At 45.1% G+C, this 23,397-nt stretch carries 18 protein-coding genes; 13 read left to right on the top strand and 5 right to left on the bottom strand.

The window, feature by feature from the left end; all coding sequences use genetic code 11:
• Window positions 1-14 precede the first annotated feature (14 nt).
• Window positions 15-1,031 carry an ornithine cyclodeaminase gene (locus tag AAW31_RS16860; protein WP_200899658.1) on the bottom strand — a complete coding sequence of 339 codons (1,017 nt, stop codon included), beginning with the start codon at window positions 1,029-1,031 and terminating at the stop codon, window positions 15-17.
• A gap of 96 nt (window positions 1,032-1,127) precedes the next feature.
• Here AAW31_RS16860 and AAW31_RS16855 point away from each other — a divergent pair, with 96 nt between their 5' ends.
• Window positions 1,128-1,358, top strand: a complete 231-nt coding sequence (locus tag AAW31_RS16855) for a hypothetical protein (RefSeq protein WP_046851132.1) — start codon at window positions 1,128-1,130, stop codon at window positions 1,356-1,358.
• A gap of 49 nt (window positions 1,359-1,407) precedes the next feature.
• Here the strand turns inward: AAW31_RS16855 and AAW31_RS16850 are convergent, their stop codons facing one another.
• Window positions 1,408-1,977, bottom strand: a complete 570-nt coding sequence (locus AAW31_RS16850) for a hypothetical protein (RefSeq protein ID WP_144413007.1) — start codon at window positions 1,975-1,977, stop codon at window positions 1,408-1,410.
• Window positions 1,978-2,766: 789 nt separating this feature from the next.
• On the opposite strand from AAW31_RS16850, the gene AAW31_RS19255 reads away from it, so the two are divergent.
• Window positions 2,767-4,029, top strand: coding sequence for an AI-2E family transporter (locus AAW31_RS19255; protein ID WP_052752324.1), 1,263 nt, complete (start codon window positions 2,767-2,769; stop codon window positions 4,027-4,029).
• A gap of 378 nt (window positions 4,030-4,407) precedes the next feature.
• Here the strand turns inward: AAW31_RS19255 and AAW31_RS16840 are convergent, their stop codons facing one another.
• Both AAW31_RS16840 and AAW31_RS16835 read right to left on the bottom strand, forming a co-directional pair.
• Window positions 4,408-5,331 carry a histone deacetylase family protein gene (locus AAW31_RS16840; RefSeq protein WP_046851131.1) on the bottom strand — a complete coding sequence of 308 codons (924 nt, stop codon included), beginning with the start codon at window positions 5,329-5,331 and terminating at the stop codon, window positions 4,408-4,410.
• Window positions 5,332-5,360: 29 nt separating this feature from the next.
• On the bottom strand, window positions 5,361-6,926 hold the full coding sequence (locus AAW31_RS16835) for an amino acid permease (protein ID WP_046851130.1): 1,566 nt from the start codon (window positions 6,924-6,926) through the stop codon (window positions 5,361-5,363).
• A gap of 188 nt (window positions 6,927-7,114) precedes the next feature.
• On the opposite strand from AAW31_RS16835, the gene AAW31_RS16830 reads away from it, so the two are divergent.
• The 8 genes from AAW31_RS16830 (at window position 7,115) to AAW31_RS16800 (ending at window position 17,666) form a co-directional block, all read left to right on the top strand.
• Window positions 7,115-9,793, top strand: a complete 2,679-nt coding sequence (locus tag AAW31_RS16830; protein ID WP_046851129.1) for a bifunctional acetate--CoA ligase family protein/GNAT family N-acetyltransferase — start codon at window positions 7,115-7,117, stop codon at window positions 9,791-9,793.
• Window positions 9,794-10,273: 480 nt separating this feature from the next.
• On the top strand, window positions 10,274-10,639 hold the full coding sequence (locus AAW31_RS16825; protein WP_046851128.1) for a glycine zipper domain-containing protein: 366 nt from the start codon (window positions 10,274-10,276) through the stop codon (window positions 10,637-10,639).
• Window positions 10,640-11,581: 942 nt separating this feature from the next.
• Entirely contained in the window at window positions 11,582-11,728 is a 147-nt protein-coding gene (locus AAW31_RS21525; protein WP_158441579.1) for a hypothetical protein, read from the top strand.
• Entirely contained in the window at window positions 11,728-12,558 is an 831-nt protein-coding gene (locus AAW31_RS16820; protein WP_046851127.1) for a hypothetical protein, read from the top strand. Before AAW31_RS21525 ends, AAW31_RS16820 begins: the two co-directional genes overlap by 1 nt.
• Before the next feature lie 282 nt (window positions 12,559-12,840).
• Complete coding sequence (locus AAW31_RS16815) at window positions 12,841-14,307, top strand: DegQ family serine endoprotease (protein WP_046851126.1); 1,467 nt, start codon at window positions 12,841-12,843, stop codon at window positions 14,305-14,307.
• 54 nt (window positions 14,308-14,361) lie between these two features.
• Window positions 14,362-15,972 (top strand): S10 family peptidase, encoded by a 1,611-nt coding sequence (locus AAW31_RS16810; protein ID WP_158441577.1) that lies wholly within the window; start codon window positions 14,362-14,364, stop codon window positions 15,970-15,972.
• A 201-nt stretch (window positions 15,973-16,173) separates the two neighbouring features.
• The gene (trxC, locus tag AAW31_RS16805) at window positions 16,174-16,608 is read left to right on the top strand and encodes a thioredoxin TrxC (RefSeq protein WP_046851125.1); all 435 of its coding nucleotides are present in this window, start codon (window positions 16,174-16,176) and stop codon (window positions 16,606-16,608) included.
• A gap of 89 nt (window positions 16,609-16,697) precedes the next feature.
• Window positions 16,698-17,666, top strand: coding sequence for an ornithine cyclodeaminase family protein (locus AAW31_RS16800; RefSeq protein WP_046851895.1), 969 nt, complete (start codon window positions 16,698-16,700; stop codon window positions 17,664-17,666).
• Window positions 17,667-17,734: 68 nt separating this feature from the next.
• On the opposite strand, the gene AAW31_RS16795 is transcribed toward AAW31_RS16800, so the two are convergent.
• A complete protein-coding gene (locus AAW31_RS16795) occupies window positions 17,735-20,386 on the bottom strand; it encodes a cation-translocating P-type ATPase (protein WP_046851124.1) in 2,652 nt (883 codons plus the stop codon).
• A 256-nt stretch (window positions 20,387-20,642) separates the two neighbouring features.
• On the opposite strand from AAW31_RS16795, the gene AAW31_RS16790 reads away from it, so the two are divergent.
• From AAW31_RS16790 to AAW31_RS16780, 3 genes are all read left to right on the top strand, one after another.
• Window positions 20,643-21,704, top strand: coding sequence for an IS5 family transposase (locus AAW31_RS16790; RefSeq protein WP_046849671.1), 1,062 nt, complete (start codon window positions 20,643-20,645; stop codon window positions 21,702-21,704).
• 380 nt (window positions 21,705-22,084) lie between these two features.
• Window positions 22,085-22,669 carry a CBS domain-containing protein gene (locus AAW31_RS16785; RefSeq protein ID WP_046851123.1) on the top strand — a complete coding sequence of 195 codons (585 nt, stop codon included), beginning with the start codon at window positions 22,085-22,087 and terminating at the stop codon, window positions 22,667-22,669.
• A gap of 260 nt (window positions 22,670-22,929) precedes the next feature.
• A complete protein-coding gene (locus AAW31_RS16780) occupies window positions 22,930-23,343 on the top strand; it encodes a VOC family protein (RefSeq protein WP_046851122.1) in 414 nt (137 codons plus the stop codon).
• Window positions 23,344-23,397 lie beyond the last annotated feature (54 nt).

Raw genomic sequence — 23,397 nt, 5'->3', positions numbered from 1 at the left:
TGAAGCTGACAAAGTCAGTTTTGATTTAGAAATGGAATTAATACACTGAACAAGTCTTTAGGATCATCTGGCTCAGGCAACAACGCGATCTCGCTACCTAATTGATGCTCTAAAGCCAATTCATATACTAAACGCAGCGCTGCGAAATCCTCCACCGCAAAGCCAACCGAATCGAATACGGTAATTTCAGTAGCGTTTTCTCTGCCTCGTTTGCGCTTGGTGACGAGCTCCCATAATTCAGCATAAATATCGCTTGCATCACATTGCTGTACTTCACCTTCCTTGAGTGTTTGCGGAATAAATTCAACCACGATTTTCGCTGCCTTTAGCAGGGTCTGGCTTAATTCGGTTTTACCTGGAGAATCGCCACCCATGGCGTGAATATGGGTGCCTGCTGCGACATCCTGCAATTCGAACAACCTCATCCGTCTAGTTGTTGCCGTTGCAGTAATAATAATATCGGTATTGTGAATGGCCTCCCCTACATTGGCACAAGGTATCAGCTCAAAAGCATAGGAGGCCAGATTACGCGAAAATTTAGCCATCGCTGCTGGATCAATATCGAAGTAGCGTATCTGTTGTAATGGGAAAAGGCTGTTAAATGCTATCACCTGAAATTCCGCCTGTGCACCGGTACCAATCATTGCCAGGGAGCGGGCGTCTTCTCTGGCCAAATACTTTGCTGCCAAGGCTCCGGTTGCTGCCGTACGTAAAGCGGTCAACAAGGTCATTTCACTCAGTAGCAATGGATAACCCGTGGTGGCATCGCTTAACTGACCAATGCCGATCACGCTCAATTTACCTTGTGCTGTATTGCCGGGATAGCTATTGACATATTTGAATGCATAGAATTGCTCATTTGCACAAGGCATCAATTCAATAGCGCCGTGCGCAAAATAAGTCGCATGGCGTATAGATTTATGGAAGGTGTCCCAACGGGCGAAATCGCTTTCCAGAAATAGTATCAGCCTGGTAAGGAAGGCTTTCAAGCCGATAATTTTGATCAGTTTTTGGATATCGTTAATACTCATAACCTTCATTGTGCGGCTCCCGATAAATCAAATCAGCTTTTCTATCAGTAAAAAGTATTAAGCTTAAATAATTCCATTTCCAAATCAAAACTAACTTTGTCAGCTTCACCTTGCGGTATTATTGATATTGTCTGCGGCTCGCCTTCGCGTCATTTTTGTTTTGATTTGGAAATGGAAGAACCATTTACCGGAATAGTGAGACCGTTACAGGGCATGATTGCTGTTCCAGGTAACGAAGGTGGCGTTATTTTTCGTAGCAGAGGTTGGTCCTGCGGCCATCTAACACTTGCCTCGCACCTGGATCGACCGCTGTATCATGTGAAATGATGTGTCAGTCATTAACCAACATAATAAGAGAAAATCAGCTAGATTGATATTATTGGTTTAAAGAATGATGTGAATTTCCTATTGATTCACCGTCAGCTTGCATCTTTTTGTCATTAAACAGAATTTTGTTATGGTTGTTGTGGCTATCGTCAGTCAAACGCATAAATATTCCAAGAGCAGCCAGCAGTATCGCGGCACTAATAATTATAATGGCCGAATAATTGAGATTGCTTGCCGGTCCAAGTTGACTGTACTTGATAACTAATAATAACCCTTCAAGAACAAGCGCGATACATACGATACTAACAAAACGAGGCACTGTACGTCTGAGTACAACTATGAGGTTTTGTTCACCTTCTTTGCACCCATATTCCCTATTAACCACCAAGCCAAGCTCAAAGATTGCTAGTACGACAATAGCCATGTTGATAGATTTAATAACGGCTTCTACCAGTCCAATATTGCCTACGAATCCTTGATAAAGGGCTTCTCCGGTGAGAAAAGTAAGTATTAACGCCACTAGGAAAAAAATAACAGAGAAAATAGTGGCCATAAATTGCCTGAACACAGTGATATTGAGTGCCATGGACTGTCTAAAGGCAGTGTGATTAGATGACATTAACATTTGTTCCTCCTTGCGCCTACAGAAAATATACAATTTTTTGTGAGCAGCATGCGCATTGATTTGATTAGACAAGGCCTGAACTGTTGATTTATAGCATTTGGCACTAGTTAGTGCATTGACTAAAGTTCTATCGAATCAATAAAGTAAAAAATAATCAGAAAAATAAATTAGATCAACTCTTGAATAAAAGTCGTGAGATTGAGTGACATAGTTATTGACTTCTCCTTGAGACCATACTCACACCTTCAATATGCAGTATTTATGACAGAACGTATATTGATTAGGCAAGGCTCGAACTAGATTAGATTCATAAAATACTAAGCCTGGTTGGTATATTGAGTAAAGCTAGAAAGATCAGTGCCCTAAACTTTATTTGATTGATCTGCTAGCCTATAAGAATTAAATGTTTATACTCATTGTCCCATCGGACAGGTGATATTGCTGAACAGTAGAGAAAGGGTATGTGATGGTTGGGCAGATAGAATTTACGATGATCGTTCTATCTGGTTGTGCATTGGATGAATAGCACGGTTTGCTAGACTAGCAATCTTTAGTCTACATGCGGTCAAGCTTTCGATAGAATCGACATTCCCGAAGATGAGATTGAAAGCATTATTTATGCGAAAACATATAACCAACCAATAACCGACAGATATCTTGCCGCGTTATTATACTTTATACTTGCATAGAAAAAGTATTCATCCTTATGTTGTAAATTACTTTTTGATTAAATGAATTTTGATCAAATCTACCCGAATAATAACTACTCAAATAATCTAAATAATGCCATTCAGCTTGGATAGTTTTTATGAAGCTAACCGCCGCATATTGATCTGGCTCATCCTGATCGGTTTGCTTTGGTTATTGCGTGACTTTTTTGGACTGATTTTTATCACCTTTGTTCTTGCATTTATTGCTACACCTCTGATTCGCCTCGGCCAGAATAAATTGAAACTGTCTTACCGCTTCTCTCTGGCGTTGGTATATATCTTTTTTCTGGTAGGGTTGGGAAGCTTTTTCCACTATGTCACACCCAGTGTGATCGGTGAAGCCAGTCGTTTTATGAATAACCTTAGTGAACTGCAGTTGAAGCTGCTGGAACTAAAACAAGATATTGGCAGTAAATATCCTGGTATAGAACGCTCTTTGCACGGTTATATCCGAAGCATACTGAATGAAGATACTCAAAAAGTTATTGATAGAGAACTTAATTTGTTCAAGAGAACCATCAATCTTTCTGAGGTCGAGCAGCCGGAAGACGCTGAAAATAAAGAAGATAGCAGCATGACGGAAAAGATGCAGGAGAAGCTGAAAAAATACTACGATAAGGAAGCCGAACTGCTCATTGATTCCTTGATGACTAAACAGATGGATAAAGCTCGTGAGCAAGTGCCTAAACTTATCAATCATTTCTATCAAGCCACCGGTACGATGCTGCTGGCTCTGTTATTCAGTTTCCTGATCCTGTTTGATAGCGTTCGCCTGGGAGATTTGATGAAAAGTTTGCATGATTCACGCTTGCGTGATTTTTATCAGGAAACTGCACAGCCGGTAGTCCGCTTTGCCTATGTAATTGGCCGAGCTATTCAGGCACAGGCAATGATCGCATGTGTGAATACTTTCTTAACTCTGATAGGCCTGATCATACTTGGGATTCCTTCCGTTGCACTTTTATCTTTGATTGTGTTCGTGTGCAGCTTTATTCCAGTACTGGGCGTGTTTATCTCTACTACACCGATGGTGCTGATTGCATTGAATACGGGTGGATTGACTCTGGCCTTAGCAATTGTAGTGATGATTACCGTTATTCATATTATTGAGGCCTATGGACTTAATCCTTTAATCTATGGTAAACACTTCAAACTCAATCCGGTGCTGGTATTAATCATTTTACTGATTGCTTACCACAGCTTTGGCCTGTGGGGAATGATACTGGGTGTTCCGGTTACTTATTACTTTATTCACGATGTATTTGGTGTGCCATTGTGGGATGAACGGCGCTTGGAACCACCAAATACAACTTTAGAAGCAAGCTTAAATGATTAAATTTATGATAAGTTGTCAATGAATAATCTGCTTTGCGCGACTTCTGTGCAGAGAATTCCAGAATATTTCAATGTAAAACAGTCTTGGTAAAAAAATTTAATGATAGTTTGGTGCTTGGATGCAGGTTTAATTAGCCATCCTTGAAAGAAATTTTCAGGGATGACTTCTTATTGGAGCTCAATGGCATGTTCAGCCAGGTAGTCTTTGCCAACCAGAGATAAATTCGACTAGCTCGAGTCATTTATTGGGCTAATTTTCAGCTGATGATACTCAAAAGTTGATGTTGCAAGAGTGTTTGCGATTTGGCTGCAGAGTTAGCATCGCACAATCCAAGAGAAGATTCTTATGCTGAAGTGCCGGATGCGGCTTTTAACCAACTTACAATCCACATAATACCTTAATATGGGCGGTAGCGCTTCTACCGAGCGCATGCAGCGCATAGCCGCCTTCGAGCACAGAGACAATGCGTTTCTGGGCATATTTGCCAGCGATCATTTTAATTTGTTCAGTGACCCAGGAATAGTCCGATTCGATCAGATTCAGATGAGCCATATCATCTTCTCGGTGGGCATCGAAGCCTGCAGAAATAAAAATTATTTCTGGCTGGAAGCTTTCCAGTGCTGGTAACCAATACTGGGTAACGGCAGTGCGAAAAACCAGATGATTTGTACCTGCAGCAAGCGGTACGTTGATGATGTGAGCGCTGCTGCTATCCGCGCCACAAAACGGATAAAATGGGTGCTGAAAAGTAGAACAAAGCATGACGCGAGGGTCATATTTGAAAATATCTTCGGTGCCATTGCCGTGATGGACATCGAAATCTGCGATCGCGACTCGCTTCAGTTCATATTGTGTCAAGGCGTGCGCAACACCGACCGCGACATTATTAAAAAAGCAGAAACCCATGGCCCGATCATGGGTAGCATGATGGCCGGGCGGGCGGATATTACAAAACGCATTTTCTACCTTACCGGTCATCACGAGGTCTGTGCCCAGCACTACGGCACCGGCTGCGCGGTATGCCGCTTCCAGCGTAAAAGGGTTCATAAAGGTATCCGCATCCAGACTGATCAATCCATGTTGTGGCGCAACTGTTTCAATGGATTTGAGATAGCTTTCCGAATGTACCCGCGCGAGTTGTTGAGGCGTTACACAGGGTGCCTGGTGTTGCTGCAACAGCGGAAAAATACCTGATGCAATCAATTGGTCTTCAATCGCTCTCAGTCTGGCTGGCGACTCTGGATGATCAGATCCCATGCTATGTTTAAGGCACGCGGAATGGGTAATATAGGCTGTCTGCATCAATTGCTTCCTATGCTTGCAGTAAGTAGTTAATCCTTTTGCTTAAGCGACTTAAAGCCATCTCGGTAATCCGCAAGCGGACGAATCGGTTCGATGAGGTTTTCACCACCAGCGGATGTTTTAATGTGTAATGCTACATGGCTTTTCCGGTAACCATATAGAAAATAGACAATCAAGCCGATTCCCGTCCAGATCGGGAATACCAGTTTGGCATCAGCTGGCAGAAAGAGAAAGAGCGTTATGCAGCCAACAATTGCGAGAGGTCCTACCACCCAAACGGCTGGTGTCTTGAAAGGCCTGTCACGATCTTTATCTTTGATGCGCAAAATCATGACGGCCAGTGCCACAACCAGAAAAGCAAACAATGTGCCAGAATTGGAAATATCCGCGAGTTTGCCAACCGGTAGGAAAGCAGCGGCAAACGTTACTCCGATACCGGTGATCATGGTGACAATGTGCGGTGTTTTGAACCGTGCATGGATGCGGCTCAGTACTTCCGGCAGCAGGCCATCACGAGACATCACAAAAAAGATGCGCGTCTGACCAAACAGCATCATCAGGATAACCGAAGGCAATGCCAGAAAAGCGGCCAGGCCAAGCAGATTGCCGATTTTTTCCCAGCCGATTTCACGCAGTACATGCGCGAGCGCTTCACGTGAGCACACAATGGGCTGCTGTCCGAGAGCGGCAAGTGACTGGCATCGCTCGGCCAATGCTAATGAGCCAGGCATAAGACCACGACCGCTAGCATCTGTCAATGGCTGTGCCCCAATTGCACCGATCACGCCGGCTGATACCAGAAGATAGAATAAGGTGCAGATCGCCAGTGAGCCGATGAGAGCGAGGGGGATATTGCGTTGCGGATCTTTCGTTTCCTCTGCAGCAGTCGAGACGGCATCAAAACCAACATAGGCGAAAAAAATAGAAGCAGCTGCCGCGACCACTCCAGAGGTACCTAACGGCAAGAACGGCTGGAAATTTTCCAGCTCAGCGACAGGCAGTGCCAGCGCGATAAAAGCTGTAAGGGCAACAATTTTGACCGCCACCAGCGCGGCATTGAACGCGGCACTTTCGCGCGTACCGATGACAAGCAGACCCACAATCAGCAAACAAATGACCACTGCTGGCAAATTGATCATTCCGCCGGCAAAGGGGCCATTTGCCAGAGCAAAGGGAATTTCAATACCAAGAGAATTATTTAATAGTCCAACAAAATAGCCGGACCAGCCTACAGCAACTGCGCTAGCAGCGACGGAATATTCAAGGATTAATGCCCAGCCTACCATCCATGCTACAAATTCACCCAATACCGCATAGGAGTAGGTATAAGCAGAGCCGGATACAGGCACCATTGAAGAAAGCTCAGAATAGCAAAGTGCCGCCACGGCACACACAAAGCCAGCGATGATGAAGGCAATCATCATACCGGGGCCTGCTTTCTGTGCGGCTTCAGCAGTCAAAACGAAGATACCGGTTCCGATGATGGCGCCTACGCCCAAGAGTGTCAGTTGCCATACTCCCAGCGAGCGGTGAAGGCTTCTCTTTTCGGCTGTAGCCAAAATGGTATCTAGCGATTTTACGCGCCAGAAGATCATGAATTCCCCCTTTAAATTAATCGTATATTTTTAATTACTCTAAATTCTATGCAGAATAGTGTACAAGAAATGGTGCTACTATAAGAATAAAATAGGCGCTTAAGAGCGAGATCAGTCTGGTATGACCGATATTCGAAAAGAAACTTTTATACTGCCGCCAGGAATGTTAAGGTTTGGGAGATCATTCAATGAACATACATTATCTCAGTCCACTTTTTTCCCCTCGATCGGTAGCCGTGATTGGTGCGAGTAACCGTATAGATTCCGTTGGAGGAGTCGTGTTTAAAAACATGCTTGAAAGCGGTTATCAGGGCAAGCTCTATGCAGTCAACCCGAACCACCCTGAAATCCAAGGTCAGCATGCCTATGCCGGCATTGAGCAGATTGAGGGAACAGTTGATCTGGCTGTCATCATCACACGCGCAGCAACCGTGCCTAATATTATTGAGATGTGTGGTAAGCACGGTGTGCGTTTTGCCTTGGTGTTGTCGGCAGGTTTTAGTGAAACCGGGCCACAAGGCGCTGCGCTGGAACGTGCTATAGTAGAAAATGCACGGCGTTATGGTATGCGGCTCATTGGCCCTAACTGTCTTGGCATTCTCTGTCCGGAGACAGGGTTGAATGCCACCTTCAGTAAGGGAAGGGCAAAAGCTGGTGGGTTGGCGTTAATTTCTCAATCTGGAGCTTTTTGCACTGCAATTATGGACTGGGCGCGACCCAATGATGTTGGTTTCTCCAGTATTATATCCTTGGGTGCTGCAGCAGGGATGGATTTTGGTGAGATACTCGATTACCTCGCAATTGACCCACATACTCAAAGTATTCTACTCTATATCGAGGGTATTCAGCACGCTCGCAGCTTTATCAGCGCGCTGCGTGCGGCGGCTAGAGTCAAGCCTATCTTCATCGTCAAAGCAGGTCGCCATGAAGCCGGCACTAAAGCGGTATTTTCCCATACGGGTGCACTGGTTGGAGCGGATGATGTATTCGATGCTGCCTTGCAACGCGCAGGTGTTGTACGCGTTGATACGATCGTGCAATTATTTTCTGCAGCCAAAGCCCTCTCGACTCATATCTGCCCGCGCGGCAATCGGTTAGCGATTGTAACGAATGGGGGTGGGCCCGGTGTCATGGCGACTGACCGGGCTGTTGAGTTGGGGGTGACTATTGCTACACTGTCTGAAAATACATTAACCCAATTAAATGCAGTGTTACCAGCTACCTGGTCGCATAGTAATCCGCTCGATATCATCGGTGACGCAACTGCAGAACGTTATCGTCATGCTGTCACATATTGTATGCAGGATGAGGGTGTGGATGGTGTGCTAGTAATACTAACACCGCAAGCGATGACTCAACCACTGGAGGTGGCGCAAGCGGTTATTGAAATCGCTGGTAAGTTTGACAAGCCGCTTATCGCATGCTGGATGGGAGAGGAACAAGTGGCTGAAAGCAGACAGCTCTTCAACCAGGCAAAGATATCCACTTTCCGTACACCAGAACCCGCCGTTGAAGTATTTTCCTTCATTTCTACTTATTATCAGAATCAAAAGCTGCTCATGCAGACACCATGCCCAATATCTCAACGCAGTATACCGGATAAAGAAGGTGCCCGCTTATTGATTGAAAGTGTATTGGCAGATCACCGTAAAGTCCTGAATGAAATGGAATCCAAAGCGATTTTGACAGCATTTCATATTCCTATTGCCAAATCCATGGTAGCACGTACCCCTCACGAAGCTTTATTAATTGCTGAAGAACTAGGCCTGCCTGTCGCTATGAAAATCAATTCCCCTGATATTTCGCATAAGTCAGACTCAGGTGGAATACGTCTCAACCTCGGTAATGCACAGGCAGTCCGGTCAGCCTATCACGACATTATCCAGTCGGTGCAAAAGAAAAATCCCAATGCTAGGATTGACGGTATCGTCGTTGAGCCGATGGTGATCAAATCCAATGGTCGGGAATTGATGATCGGGGTCATCACTGATCCGGTATTTGGCCCTGTTATTACTTTCGGAGCAGGAGGAGTACTCGTTGAAGCGATGGGTGACCGCGCGGTTGCGCTTCCACCACTTAACAATTTTTTGGCTAAAAATATGATTCGACGCACTCGTATTTCCAAACTTCTTTCGGCCTTCCGTAATATGCCACCCATCAATATGGAGGAGCTTGAAAGCATACTTTTGCACGTTTCAGAAATGGTATGTGAACTTCCCTGGATCAAGGAAATGGATATCAATCCTTTAATTGTCGATGAAAGCGGTGCCTGCGCGGTGGATGCGCGTATGGTCGTGGATTATCTGCCCCCTTCTGTCGACCGCTATGCGCACATGGCGATCCACCCTTATCCCACTCACCTGATTACGTACTGGCAGTTACCAGATGGTACCGACCTGATGATACGTCCGATTTGCTCGGAGGATGCACAAATCGAGCAGGAATTTGTACGAGGCTTATCGGATGAATCAAAATATTCTCGTTTTATGGATGCGTTGAAGGAGCTCTCACAAAATACACTTCTGCACTTTACGCAAATTGATTATCACCGAGAAATGGCATTGATTGCCGTGCTCAAACAGGATAATCAGGAAAAGGAGCTAGGTGTATGTCGCTATGTGGCCAGTGCTGATGGCTATTCCTGTGAATTCGCGCTTGTGGTAGCAGATGAATGGCAGAGAAGAGGTATTGGCAATAAACTCATGAATTGCCTGTTCGATGCGGCTCGTGCCAAGGAAATTAAAACCATGGAAGGAGAAGTATTGGCAACCAATCAATTTATGCTGGAGTTAGTACGCAAACTGGGATTCAAAGTCAGTACTAGCGAGGAAGACGCTGCCGTTAAGCACATCGTCAAACAGCTTTGATATGATAGTTGGAGGATAGATTTTATTTGCTTAGATATCTGAAATAAGTTTTTTCAAAGAGGTTGAGGCTTTATTTAATAGAGTCGGCTCGTTAAACCATGCAATCATTTTGTTAATGATAATCGTTGCTACCACATTACGATGATTATCAGGGTTTTTATTTGGTGCTTCATTCTAATTTTCAGTGGGCATACATAATCGGACAGATAAGCCTACGTCATCTGTTATATGATTATACTCATAGCGCCCATTCATCACCAGTTCAGCTTAGGACGGGTATTCTTGCAATTCAATTATCATTAAAATGATAATAGATCAGAATAAACAGTTATTTTATTCATTAATAATTCGCAAATAACATATACCATATGCATTGAAATATGCTTTGATGAGATATCAGGTTATATTCTCTAAAGTTTTGATGACAAGCAACGCTATTTAATATATAGATCAATTTAATTTAAACAGGACGTTTATTCTATGAAATTGAAATACTTTCTCTTGGCACTTGCCTTGGCAGCGGTGGAAGCGAGTGCAGATAACTCCACACTTGATGCAGCCATCGGTGGGGCGCTAGGTGGAGCGGCTGGGGCAGCACTGGGTAATGAGATCGGTGGCCGCAATGGTGCGATTATCGGTGGCGCTGTGGGTGCAGGGGTAGGATCAGCGATTACTACAGATGATGATCATCGTCATGCGTCACGTAGAAATCAATATTATGCCGCTCCCCCAGGGGGGCAGTATTATAATGCGCCACCTAGTGGTGTTCGCCATCAATATAATCATTATGACTATGACCGTGGTTATCACTGCCCTCCTGGTCAAGCAAAAAAAGGCCGTTGCTGATTGACAGAAGAATCTTAAGGGCGCCTCTAAAAATTAAGAGTTCTAGACAAGACAAGGCGAACAACAAAAAATGTTGACGCAGTATATAACTGATAGGTAAGGAAACATTTTTTGTGAACAACGAAGTATTGTGACGAGACGGGGTAAGCAGGCAATCCGCGAAGCGGATGCTCGCAAATATGAATTTTTAGAGGTGCCCTTAAATCATTACATCTAACTTTTTAACTAATTCCAAGAATCATTGATTAATGCATGAGTCAAGTTATGATTGCTCATGTTCATGTGTTAATCGACTTTTTTTTCTTTAATTCATTGTCCTCCAACACGACTTCCTAGGCCGATAGTTAAATCTTTTTCTTACCAAATCATTGATGCAGATGGCGACACTTAAATTATATATTTGTTACCTTCCAAGAGATTTTATTCTCTTTCCAAATCAAAAATGACATGAAGGCGAGCCGCAGACAGCATCCATCATACGGCAAGGTGAAGCTGACAAAATCAGTTTTGATGTAGAAATAGAAGTAGATGCTGAGGAATAAAATTGTATACAAATGCATTATTGCCTGTCTGAATGTTATTTCTTAGTATCATAATGTAATCAAGTGCGAAATTATTTTGATTGCTGCTTCTATTTTGGTGTTTGAAGTTCCCATTTTAGGTGTGGCACTCGTGCGCTAACTTTAGCTATTAATCTAGTTGGATAGTTAAAGCTTTGTCTATCGGTGCAATAATAAGTAGCTGATTAAACAGCAAATCGGCAGACAAATTGTTGATAGATAACAACTCGATGTGAATGATCTGGAATGCGCAAAGATGTGGCGAGCATTTAAAATCGCGAATTCTCAACTGAATATATAGGGATAATGAATGAGTAAGTCTGCCATTAGTTATCCAATACGTGCTCTATTCTTGTGGTTTCTACTTGGATAAATGCCGCTATTGTCTGCTACGAAGATTGCGGAATTCATACCCACAGCAGATACTATTTTTACCATGCTTAAGCTTGAGCCGGATAAAGTAGCTGATCTTGAGCGCGGTAAAATCGTCCCGTTTGAGACAGGGGAAGCAACCACTCAAAAAAATTGATGATGGGTCTGAGTATGTATTTTCCATTTCCTCCAGCAAAGCTGGCAGCTTTTTTCAATCGTGAAGATGTGGCGACAGTCAATCAAGATGCCTCAGCACTGGGCGAAATATACCCACAATCCGGTATAAACGCTTTCCAGGGGTTGATTTTTATGCGTGAACAGAGCAATGAAGCCCGCAATTTGCTCGCAGTGACCGCGGGTGATCAATTCAATTTGTCTGCCGAGGAAATGGATGGCTTTGTTTCTCTTAGGGAAAAATTAACTGATGCTGACGAAACGGCCCTGGTTGCAAGTGTATCGCAGCATTACCGGCAGATTTTATGGCAGCGCTGGCACGCTTACAGTAAGCAGGGCCTGGCTGGAGTCGCAGCTTACACACGCAAACGAGCAAATATCAATCTTACTGACGAATTACGCATAGCAGCGGCTAACAGTAAATTGCTGACATACTTTTCTCCAGCTTTACAAAAGATCTGGTTAAATTATCCGACTCAATTGCCAGCCGATACTGAAGAACGATTTTTTTGGCTCAATCGGCAAGTGCAAAATCGACCTACGGCAATTCTTAATCATCGTAGGGTGTTAACGACTGATGCTGCCTCCGTCATTATTACCAGACAATTCTTTGTCGGTCATTCATATAACTCCAGTCATATGATCTTGGGTTGTATGCCGTACGGTAATGGCTCTATCTTGTTTTATACACATAGAGCTTCCACTGCTCAAGTTCAAGACAACAATTTGAAGCGCAGCATCGGTCGCCAGCGGCTCAAGCAGCAAATGATCAGGAATTTAAAATTTCTACGCATTACACTCGAATCCTCCTAAACCTTAGAAGATTTGACGCCTGATTTCGAATTAACCAAGTATTTCGGTGCGAGTGCTGACTGGAATCGAGTTACAAACCATTACATCTTATAGTGGGAGCGGATTCTCATGAATAATTCCATTTCCAAATCAAAAATGACCTTGTCGGCTTCACCTTGCCGTATGATTGATATTGTCTGCGGCTCGCCTTCGCGTCATTTTTGATTTGGAAAGGGATTAAGGTATTTATGGTTGTTTCATTTATATAGATCACTCATCCATCTAAGAGGAGGTTCTAGTATTATGAAAAAAAACTTAATTGTTTCGTTATTGGGTGTGGCATGGCTGATAGCTCTACCTAGTGAAGCGAAAGAAGATGCTATTGCAAATTTGCGGCAGACTAGCAAAGCATTTGCTTCCGTAGCGCGCGCCATTTCACCTTCTGTCGTGTTCATTCAGGTAGAGGGTAAAGCATCAAGAGAGGCTACGCCATTTTTTCCACAATTTGATGATGAGTGGCCGTTTAGTGATGATTTTTTTAAACGCTTTTTTGGTGGTAAACTCCCAGGCATCCCAAGCAGCCCGTATTCTGACCAGCCACAAGAAGAACGCCGCATTATGGAGCAGGGATCGGGCTTCGTTTTTGAAACCCGATCCCTGTTATCTGACAAAACTTATATTCTGACGAACAACCACGTGGTAGAAAATGCCGACAAAATCAGAGTTGAATTTCAAGATGGTCGCCAATTCGTGGCCGAGGTCACCGGCCGTGATCCACAATCTGATATTGCGGTGATCGAGATTAATGCGCGCGGCTATCCTGCGCTTACTCTGGCTGATTCTTCTAAGCTTGAGGTCGGTGAGTGGGTGGTGGCGATTGGTAATCCCTTCGGTCTTAGCCATACATTGACCGTAGGCGTAGTCAGCGCTAAAGGGAGAACCAGTCTTGGCATCAATGATTACGAAGATTTCATTCAGACTGATGCAGCTATCAATCCAGGTAACTCAGGTGGTCCTTTAGTCAATTTAGATGGTGAGGTAGTAGGCATCAATACGGCCATTTTTAGTCGCAGTGGAGGATACATGGGCGTAGGTTTTGCTATCCCGAGTAATCTCGCCAAGGCAATTACTACTCAACTCATTGAACATGGCGAAGTTACGCGTGGTTATTTGGGTATCGTCATTCAGCAACTAACATCTGACCTGGCGGAATCGTTTGGAATTGAGGCATCGCAAGGAATTCTTGTTGCGCAAGTCAGTAAGCATTCTCCCGCAGAGAAAGCAGGTCTACTGCAGGGCGATATCATTGAACGCTTCCAGGGCGAGCTGGTTAAAGATGTAGGAAGTTTTCGTAACCAGGTGGCATTCCTTGCCCCTGGCACTACCGTAGAGCTAACTATTCTACGGAATGGCAAGAAAAAAAACGTAGAAGTTGAGATCGGTAAACTCACCAAGGAGAAACAGCCTACCGAACAAACGTCGCAGCGTGCCGAAGATATTGGTCTGACAGTGCAGACATTGACGCCGCAACTGGCAGAGCAATTTGGTGCCACAGCCGGCGAAGGCGTAATTGTCACAGAAGTTCGGCCCGGCTCTGTAGCGGCCATGTCGGGAATCAAGCCAGGCACGATTATCCTGCAGGTAAATCGCAAAGCAGTGAAAAATACCGCTGAGTTCCAGCGAGCGATCAAGGAAAGCCATAGTGACAAACGCCTACTGTTGCTTATCCGCGAAGGCGATACGCAGCGTTTTGTCGTGTTGAGTTGGTAATCAATTAAGACATGCAGGTGGCCGTCAATTTAGCGCTTGAGGAAGGAAATGCAGGTGAGAAAAAAGTTTGTTCAGGATCCGCGCATAATAGGAATACTCGTTACCATCTGGCTTTGTTTGCCGCAAGTTGCGATTGGGACAGATGTACCAGAGAAGGCTCAGGTACAAGCAAAACCTGTCAGTGAGTCGGAAGCGCTTGATCCATCCAATCGTTCGATTACCTCGCATACCTTTCAGGCAGGGGATGCAAAATTCAACTATAAAGCGACTGCTGCATCGATTACGGTTTATGATAAACCATCAAAACCTATGGGTCAGATTTTCTATATTGCCTACACGATGGAGCAACAGGGGGGGCGTTCCCGACCGCTTACCTTTGTATTTAATGGCGGCCCTGGTGCCGCTTCCGCGTATCTCCACCTTGGTGCGCTCGGACCACAGCGCGTCATGTTCAATGCAGATGGTACAGTACCTCCGATGCCGGCTCAGATCGTGGACAACCCGAAAAGCTGGCTGGCTTTTACTGATCTGGTTTTTGTTGATCCTGTAGGCACGGGTTATAGCCGAGAATTGCGGTATGACAAAAGCAGCAAGAGAGAAGGTGAAGATAAGTGGAAATCGGAATCTTCCGGCCATACCTATCCGCGAGCGAAAGCTTGGGGAATTGAGGAAGATACGGTTTCGCTATCTCGTTTTATTCGTGCCTATCTGACTAAGGAAAATCGCTGGCTGTCACCCGTTTATTTAATTGGTGAGAGTTATGGTGGATTCCGAGTTGCACGTCTCTCTAGACGGCTGCAATCCCAGTTTAGTATTGCACCAACTGGTTTGATCCTGATTTCGCCAGTACTGGACTTTAGTTTTATCTGGGGGAATGAGCGCAGCCTGTGGCCATGGGTGTCCTTATTGCCGAGTTACGCAGCGGTTGCGGCAGTCCATGAGCGTAGTAACAAGATACCCTACCGGGCGGGTGATCCCCGTTCTTCGCTAGCGGAAGTGGAGCGTGCTGCCTTGACCGACTATCTTGGCGGACTGGCCACAGGTTCGTTCGAACAGGATTGGCTCAAGCAAATCAGTAAATTGATCGGCTTGGATAAGGATATCCTGTTACGTGAGATGGGACGTGTGCCTCCCGCGCGTTTTGCCAAGGCGCTGCTCGCCGAGCAGCGCCGTGTGCTGAGTTTATATGATGGATCAATTACCTTGGTTGATCCGGAGCCAGCAAAATCTCTGATTACTGGCAGTGATTTCTATCTCCAGCGGCTCAATGCGCCTCTGACGGCAGCTTTTAACCATTATGTCCGCGATCGCCTCAATTTTAAAACTGATATACCCTTTCTGCTGTTAAATGAAGAGGTATATCAATCTTGGAATTGGCGATCCGGAATTCGCGGACAGCAAGGCTTTGCTGAAGCCCTTTCAGATCTGAAGAAGGCCATGAGCCTGAATCCTGCTATGCGCACGCAGATTATGCATGGCGTGTTCGATCTGGTTACCCCATACTATGCCACCGAGATGATAATCAAGCAACTGGCGCTGGAACCGATGATGAATCATAACATCCAGCTCAAAGTCTATCATGGTGGACACATGCCTTACTTACATCAGAAGACACTTGATAGCATGTTCGAGGATGCGCTACAGTTCTACAAACTGAAGCCATAGTTGCTTACCTTAGCAGTTGACCAGATGATGTATGGGTGCTGATCTGAGCGTGATCTGGCTAATTCCATTTCCAGATCAAACATGACGCGAAGGCGAACCGCAGACAGTATCAATAATACGACAAGATGAAGCCGGCAAAGTCAGCTTTGATCTAGAAATGGAATAAGAGGGAGAACTCTCATCTTTGATTAGGAAAATATAATGAACGAATCTATGCATATTGTTTGTCCACAGTGCGATGCCATCAATCGCATTCCTTCTGTGCGACTGAGCGAAGCGCCGAATTGCGGTAAATGTCATCAGCCACTATTTGATGGTCATCCGGTGGCATTGACTGGATCCAACTTTCAACAGCATGTTAACCATAATGATATTCCGTTATTGATCGATTTCTGGGCGCCGTGGTGTGGTCCCTGCAAAATGATGGCGCCTCAGTTTACTCAGGCTGCAACCCAGCTTGAGCCCAACGTGCGCCTGGCCAAGGTCAATACTGAGGCTGAGCAAATGCTGGGCGCCCAGTTTGGTATCCGCAGTATTCCGACGCTGATACTGTTTCACCACGGCCGCGAGGTGGCGCGTCAGTCGGGCGCGATGGGAATGGCAGATATCGTGCGATGGGCGCTGAGTCATAGCTGATAAGGCCTTTTCCTCAGATTGCTTATATGCTTGTACCTGCCGTAGCCCAGTTATGGTAAGTTTCCAGGTAATGAAAATGGGTAATGGGAATGGAACATCCTGATAGCTTATGGTATCTGTCTCACAAAACGCTTGAGAGCCTGGCGCTCACGACCAAAGATGTCATCGAAAGTATTGAACACCTTTTGCTGGGGCGCAAACAATCCAAGGTCTGGAATGCACCGAAAGCTGTTATTACACTACCGGATGGAAGATATATGATGGCGACGCTATCTGCGGCTGATGATCCCCCTTTTCTGGCTGTGAAGGCACTTATTCTCAATCCACGTAATCGGCAGCGGGGTCTGCCAGACATTAACTCACTGGTTATTCTGCTCGATAGTGATACAGGTCTGCCGCTGGCTGTCATGGATGGCAACTGGATTACGGCTGTGCGTACAGCAGGGCTAAGTGCAGTGGCAGCCAAGCGGCTGGCAAGGATGGATGCTTCCACCGCTGCATTTATCGGTTACGGTACTCAGGCACGCAGCCATTTACAGGCCTTTGCTGATTTGTTTCCTTTAAGGGAAATTCGGGTATTCGGTCGTGGAAGCACAAATCGGGAAGCCTTATGTCAGGCAGCAGAAAAGCTGGGTCTATTGGCGATCACCAGCAAGAGTGCAAGGGAAGCGGTGAGAGATGCTGATCTGATAATCTCGACTGTCACGCTCTCACCCGAGCTTATACCTTTTCTGGACGCACGCTGGCTGAAGCCAGGCGCATTTGCGGCAGTGGTAGACTTGGCTGCTTCGTGGTTAACAGACAGTATGCCCGCGTTTGATCGCATTATTATTGATGATATCGAGCAGGAAGCGCAAATGCCTACACCTTTGGTTGATCCCGAGCTAGTGAGTGGTGATCTGGCAGGGCTGATTAATGATGACATGACTGGACGCTGCTCTGACGATGAGAAAACTGCTTTTGTATTTCGCGGTCTGGCTTTGGGGGATCTTGCCCTCGCAGCGCTGGCTTATCAGCGCGCCCATCATTTACATAAAGGATCAGAAATTGAACGCTAGCGAAACACTGCCTGGGGAAAGAGATATCAGCCAAAAACCATGCCTCATCCTGATATAGACAAACAGCCTCAATTGGAGTCACGATAAATCATGCCGTGCCGTACCAGCCATTTTTCCACCTCGACCGCAAGTAATACTAACCACGGTACTGTGCAGCAGAATAGAAGTTCTTCTAATGATAATGGCGCGGTATTAAAGATGCTGTTAAACACAGAAATATAAATTACACCTAACTGCAACAGAATGGTTAGCAGTACAGTGCCAATCAGGGCTGGATTTGTTAACCAGCCGATGGTAAACAACGATTGTGCTTCCGAGCGGACCGCCAAGACGTGGATCAACTGCGAAAACGTTAGAACGGTAAAGACCATTGTCTGCCAGTTTTCAATATTATTTTGAATAGCCCATGCTTGAGTAAACAATGACAAGGCACCAATCAACAATCCGATCCATAAAATGTGTTGCCACATACCATGTGCAAAAATACTTTCCTGCGGATGGCGCGGTGGACGCTGCATGATATTTTCTTCTGCTTTCTCTTGACCCAATGCTAAACCGGGTAGACCATCGGTTACCAGATTAATCCATAATATATGTATAGGGAGCAGCGGTAGCGGCAACCCGAGAATCGGTGCCAGAAACAATGTCCAGATTTCGCCTGAGTTACCCGTCATCGCATACTTGATAAACTTGCGAATATTGTCATAAATCCGTCGTCCTTCACGGATAGCACGTACTATCGTAGCAAAATTATCATCCATCAGCACCATATCAGCAGCTTCTCGCGCAACATCCGTGCCTTTTTCACCCATGGCGATACCGATATCCGCTTTTTTCAGAGCTGGGGCATCATTTACCCCATCTCCGGTCATAGCGACATACTCACCACGCTGCTGTAAAAGTTGTACTAGCCGTATTTTCTGCTGCGGTGAGACTCGCGCATAAATTTGCGTATGGTTTACCTGGCCGCTTAATTGCTCGTCAGTGAGGCGTTCGAGCTGTTTTCCCGTGATAACGTCGGCATGGTCATGCACTAAGCCAATTCGCTCTGCGATTGCACGCGCCGTCGCTGGATGATCGCCAGTAATCATGACAGGTTTGATCCCGGCTTGATAACATTCCCGAACGGCTGCCGGTACCTCATCACGAGGTGGATCCATCAGCCCTGCCAAACCGAGAAACGTTAGCTCTTGTTCTACATTATTGGCATCTATGGGTTCAGGTAGCGCTGGCCAGTCGCGATAAGCATAGGCGATGACTCGGTAACCCCGCATGGCCCAATGGTTTGCAATATCAAGGATAGCAGCATGGCTGAATTGCCCATGAATATCACTCGTGCAATGTTCTAGAACCTGCTCTGGGGCGCCTTTGGTAAAAGCAAGTAACTGCTCCTTACCCTGGTGAAAAGTAGTCATGCGTTTCCTGCTCGAATCGAACGAGACTTCAGCCATACGTGGCCATGACTTGCTCAGCGCTGTGTTATCGATACCGGTATCGAGCGCTGCCTGTAACAGCGCAATCTCAGTTGGATCCCCGATCAGTTTGCCTGTCGGGTTTTTTTCGACATCGTTATTCAGCGCTAATGCCTGGATGAAGATTTTAATTTCTGATGAAATAGCATCACGAGACGCGAGTGTAGTATATTCAACGCCAGCTATATAGAATAGCTCTGCATGCATGGCGTTTCTAGTCAGCGTACCTGTTTTGTCGGAACAAATAAAAGTAACTGATCCCAAAGTTTCCACCGCAGGTAAGCGCCGTATCAGTGCATGTTGACGTACCAGCTGACTTGCACCCAGCGCAAACGCAATGGTTACCACCGCTGGTAACGCTTCGGGAATCGCTGCAACGGCGAGACTGACTGCAGTCAGAAACATCATTATCATATCTTCGCCTTGTAATAAGCCAGCTACAAAGATAATGGTACAAATCGCTATGATGGATAATGCCAGCTTGCGCCCGAATACTGCGAGACGCTTTTGTATCGGTGTTTTTTGGATTGTTTCGCTGTCCAGCATGACGGCGATTTTACCCAACTCTGTTTGCATTCCCGTTGCTGTCACTACTCCAGTTGCACGGCCACGTGTGGTTAAGGTGCCGCGAAACAGCATATTATGACGCTCAGCAAGAATAGTGTCCTTATCCTTGATCGAAGCGATGATTTTGTGCACCGGCAAAGACTCACCAGTTAGCGCCGATTCGTCCACTTCCAGATCGATCGCTTCTAGCAGTCGAATATCCGCTGGTACCATATTGCCGGCTTCCAATAACACGATATCACCTGGAACAAGCTCTGCCGCAGCTAACACATGCGTAATCTTATCGCGTCGTACACGTACGATAGTACGTGCCATCTGCTTCAAGGCAATGACTGCTTGCTCGGCGCGAAATTCTTGTATGAAGCCAACCAGTGCATTTAGAATGATGATCACTATGATGGCAATTGCATCAGTAAGCTCTCCTAGTATTCCAGACACGGCAGCGGCAGCAATAAGTACAACGATCATGAAATCAGTGAACTGACCAAGCAATATGCGCCACCAGGGATGTCCCACCGTTTCGATAATCTCGTTAGTGCCATATTTATGACGGCGGAGTGTGACTGCTTCAGACGTTAATCCATCTGTCGGAGTGACTTCCAGCAACGCACAGACATCCTCAGCTTCCAAAAGATGGAAGGGCCGAGAGGCTTGATTTTCAGGCGTATCGGCAGTATCCATTAGAGCTTTGTGAAATCATAAATTATTAGAGCTTCTGGCCGCCTTTTATTTCTATTCTAAGGCAGTCTGCCTGTTATTCATGTTATGACTAAGCATACCTGGTTATTATTGCAATTTCCTAAAGGGCACCTCTAAAAATTCAAGCTATAAAATGAGGCGCGTTAGGAGAAAGTAGTATTTTCTTGATTTGTCCAGGATAACACGTTGTTTAAAATGTATAATAATGAGATTATGCTCCCCGATATGAGTCCTCACCATGCAACTCGGTTTTTTTGACCTTGACAATCGATATGCTCAGCTAAGTAAGTTAAATGATCCGCTTGAAGAGCTGAATCGCATAATCGATTGGAATCTATTCGCTGATCTTCTTGCAGAGACAACGACGAAGCCCCGGAAAAGTGAAGCAGGCCGCAAACCCTTTGATCGGGTGATGCTATTCAAAATGCTGGTATTACAAAGAATGAATAATCTGTCGGATGATCGGCTGGAGTATCAAGTCCGGGACCGGTTGAGTTTCATGCGGTTTTTGGGACTTGGTCTGGCAGGGGTAGTGCCTGACGCAAAGACCATGTGGTCGTTCCGGGAAGAGTTGAAAGAGAACCATCTGATGGATCGTCTGTTTGCAAGATTCGATGAATGTTTACGAGAGTTGGAGGTAGAACTGAAGTCAGGTCAGATCATTGATGCGACCTTTGTGAGTGTGCCTAAACAACGCAATACACGTGAAGAAAACAAGATGATTAAAGAAGATGCCGTTCCGATTGAATGGGGACAGAATCCCCACAAACTGGCGCAAAAAGACATTGATGCGCGTTGGACGAAGAAGAACAGCGAATCATTTTATGGTTACAAAGATCACGTCAATATGGATCGCGATACCAAGCTGATAACCACATGGGAAGTTACTTCAGCGCAAATTCATGACAGTCAGGTTTTGGAAGAAGTGCTGCAATCCCCTGAAGTGGGAGGCGCAGATATTTATGCGGACTCAGCATACCGCAGCAATGCACAGGAAGAAAGTCTGGTCACCTCAAAATACACGAGTCAGATTCACGAAAAAGGCGCTCGCAATCATCCCCTCACGCAAGCACAAAAATCCAGTAACAAAGAGAAATCACGGGTACGTGCACGAGTCGAGCATGTGTTTGGTTCGATGACGAATGAACTGGGCGGAATCACGATTCGTACCATAGGTTATGGGAGAGCAAAAGTACACATAGGCTTACTCAACCTCGTCTATAACATCAAGCGTGTAGCGACGCTGATTCGAAAAGGGTATTTCAGTTTCGATAGGGTTAGTGCGCCCGAAATGGCTTAAAGGGAGCAAAAACGAGAAGATAACAACCCGAATCACCTTGAATTTAGAAAAATTTAATTATTGGACAGAAAAACTTTGAGAATCAAGTGAAATTGCCCTCCTGGTTGAATTGATTTGCTTTTTTTAGGTATTTTTAGAGGTGCCCTAAATTGAAGCGGCATAATTTGATTTGATTGTTGATAAGTTTGAACAAAGAAAAGCAACTTGCGCGCTTGGTATGTTTCTGAGTCTGAGTGTATAACCTATGGTTTTTTTTAAAAACAATGCAATATATCGTCTTGACCCTTCATTTTGATAAGCGTAGAGTAAAAAAACAGGATAAAGTTTTAATCCTTTTTAATTTTTTACGTCCTTAACCAACATCTATGGAGGATGCCACCATGACTGGATACCATGTACTTCCTGCACGGCAATTAACAGATACTGTTCGGATCGCCCACCCAGTTCCACCTAAACATGTAACAATGGAATCACCAGCGCTCGAAATTATGACTGATTTACGGCACAGTCATGTCGCTGGGATTGATCCGCATGCAACGATGGAATCAGCTAATGCATATATGATGCAAAGGCAGGTTCGCTTATTGTTTATATTAAATGATGATCATTTTCTGCAAGGTGTGATTACTGCTTCCGATATTCTTGGTGAGAAGCCATTGCGCTTTATTCAGGAACACCGCGTGAAACGTAGTGAGATTCTAGTTTCAGATATCATGACACCCCTCGATTGCTTAGAAGCGATCCCTATCGAGGAAGTGCAGCATGCCAAAGTCGGGCATGTGATTGCTAGCCTGTGTGATGCCGGGCGCCAGCATACCTTGGTTATGGAGAGAGATGTCGGTGGTGCAACTATGATATGCGGAATTTTTTCATTGACCCAAATCGAAAAGCAGTTAGGCACTGCTGTTCCACTTTCAGAAGTTGCCAAGACCTTTGCAGAAATTGAAGCGACTTTAGTTCATTGATAGCAGCAGAGCCTAATTCAGCTTGAGTACGATGACCAGATAGTATGGATGCCTTTCGGTACCTTCAATCTCAATTCAATCTCAGAGCATATGATAATATCTGATAACAATCTCGGTACTAAAGTACAATTTTTAGGTAATACCAGGTTTTTTATCATATATTCAATCCATTGTGTAAATTTTAATTTGCCTCGAGAAAAATATGCTTAAAATATTGTGTCACTTAGATTATAGAAAAGGACGAATTCAGGGAAATTAAAATGGCAATCGAGGGTATGAACCATTTTACAGTGCTGACCAGCGATCTGGAAAAGTGCAAAGCTTTTTATATTGGCGTGCTTGGGCTAACGGAAGGTTATCGTCCACCTTTTCTTTTTCCAGGTGCTTGGCTTTATTCCGGCGATCAAGCCATTCTACACATCATTGCTGGCAGGTCTTTGCCAGCAGAGTCACAGGGTATTATTGATCATATGGCGTTTACTGCATCCAATCTCCAGCTGGTCGTGGACAAACTAAACTTTTACAATATTGCATTCAAACTCCACCGGCTCATAGAGCAACAAACGTGGCAACTTTTTTGTCATGACCCAGATGGTGCGAAAGTAGAACTTGATTTTGCCGCAAGTGAACCAGAACCCAAGTTGGATATCGCGAGAGAAGGTTTCAATAAATAAATGAGGCGATACCATGCAAAGTATATACCCGACCGCGCTTGCTCGGAGCCCAGT

It is taken from the genome of Nitrosomonas communis, from assembly GCF_001007935.1.
GTDB classification, from domain to species: domain Bacteria; phylum Pseudomonadota; class Gammaproteobacteria; order Burkholderiales; family Nitrosomonadaceae; genus Nitrosomonas; species Nitrosomonas communis.
This window is presented reverse-complemented; position numbering and strand designations above follow the sequence as displayed.

What these genes read in the sequence shown, in the direction of transcription:
- trxC (WP_046851125.1), top strand. Translation starts at nt 16,174, where the DNA reads ATGAACGAATCTATGCATATTGTTTGTCCACAGTGCGATGCCATCAAT.
- AAW31_RS16795 (WP_046851124.1), bottom strand. Translation starts at nt 20,386, where the DNA reads ATGGATACTGCCGATACGCCTGAAAATCAAGCCTCTCGGCCCTTCCAT.
- AAW31_RS19255 (WP_052752324.1), top strand. Translation starts at nt 2,767, where the DNA reads ATGCCATTCAGCTTGGATAGTTTTTATGAAGCTAACCGCCGCATATTG.
- AAW31_RS16785 (WP_046851123.1), top strand. Translation starts at nt 22,085, where the DNA reads ATGACTGGATACCATGTACTTCCTGCACGGCAATTAACAGATACTGTT.
- AAW31_RS16860 (WP_200899658.1), bottom strand. Translation starts at nt 1,031, where the DNA reads ATGAGTATTAACGATATCCAAAAACTGATCAAAATTATCGGCTTGAAA.
- AAW31_RS16840 (WP_046851131.1), bottom strand. Translation starts at nt 5,331, where the DNA reads ATGCAGACAGCCTATATTACCCATTCCGCGTGCCTTAAACATAGCATG.
- AAW31_RS16790 (WP_046849671.1), top strand. Translation starts at nt 20,643, where the DNA reads ATGCAACTCGGTTTTTTTGACCTTGACAATCGATATGCTCAGCTAAGT.
- AAW31_RS16830 (WP_046851129.1), top strand. Translation starts at nt 7,115, where the DNA reads ATGAACATACATTATCTCAGTCCACTTTTTTCCCCTCGATCGGTAGCC.
- AAW31_RS16780 (WP_046851122.1), top strand. Translation starts at nt 22,930, where the DNA reads ATGGCAATCGAGGGTATGAACCATTTTACAGTGCTGACCAGCGATCTG.
- AAW31_RS16825 (WP_046851128.1), top strand. Translation starts at nt 10,274, where the DNA reads ATGAAATTGAAATACTTTCTCTTGGCACTTGCCTTGGCAGCGGTGGAA.
- AAW31_RS16815 (WP_046851126.1), top strand. Translation starts at nt 12,841, where the DNA reads ATGAAAAAAAACTTAATTGTTTCGTTATTGGGTGTGGCATGGCTGATA.
- AAW31_RS16820 (WP_046851127.1), top strand. Translation starts at nt 11,728, where the DNA reads ATGATGGGTCTGAGTATGTATTTTCCATTTCCTCCAGCAAAGCTGGCA.
- AAW31_RS16850 (WP_144413007.1), bottom strand. Translation starts at nt 1,977, where the DNA reads ATGTCATCTAATCACACTGCCTTTAGACAGTCCATGGCACTCAATATC.
- AAW31_RS16800 (WP_046851895.1), top strand. Translation starts at nt 16,698, where the DNA reads ATGGAACATCCTGATAGCTTATGGTATCTGTCTCACAAAACGCTTGAG.
- AAW31_RS16835 (WP_046851130.1), bottom strand. Translation starts at nt 6,926, where the DNA reads ATGATCTTCTGGCGCGTAAAATCGCTAGATACCATTTTGGCTACAGCC.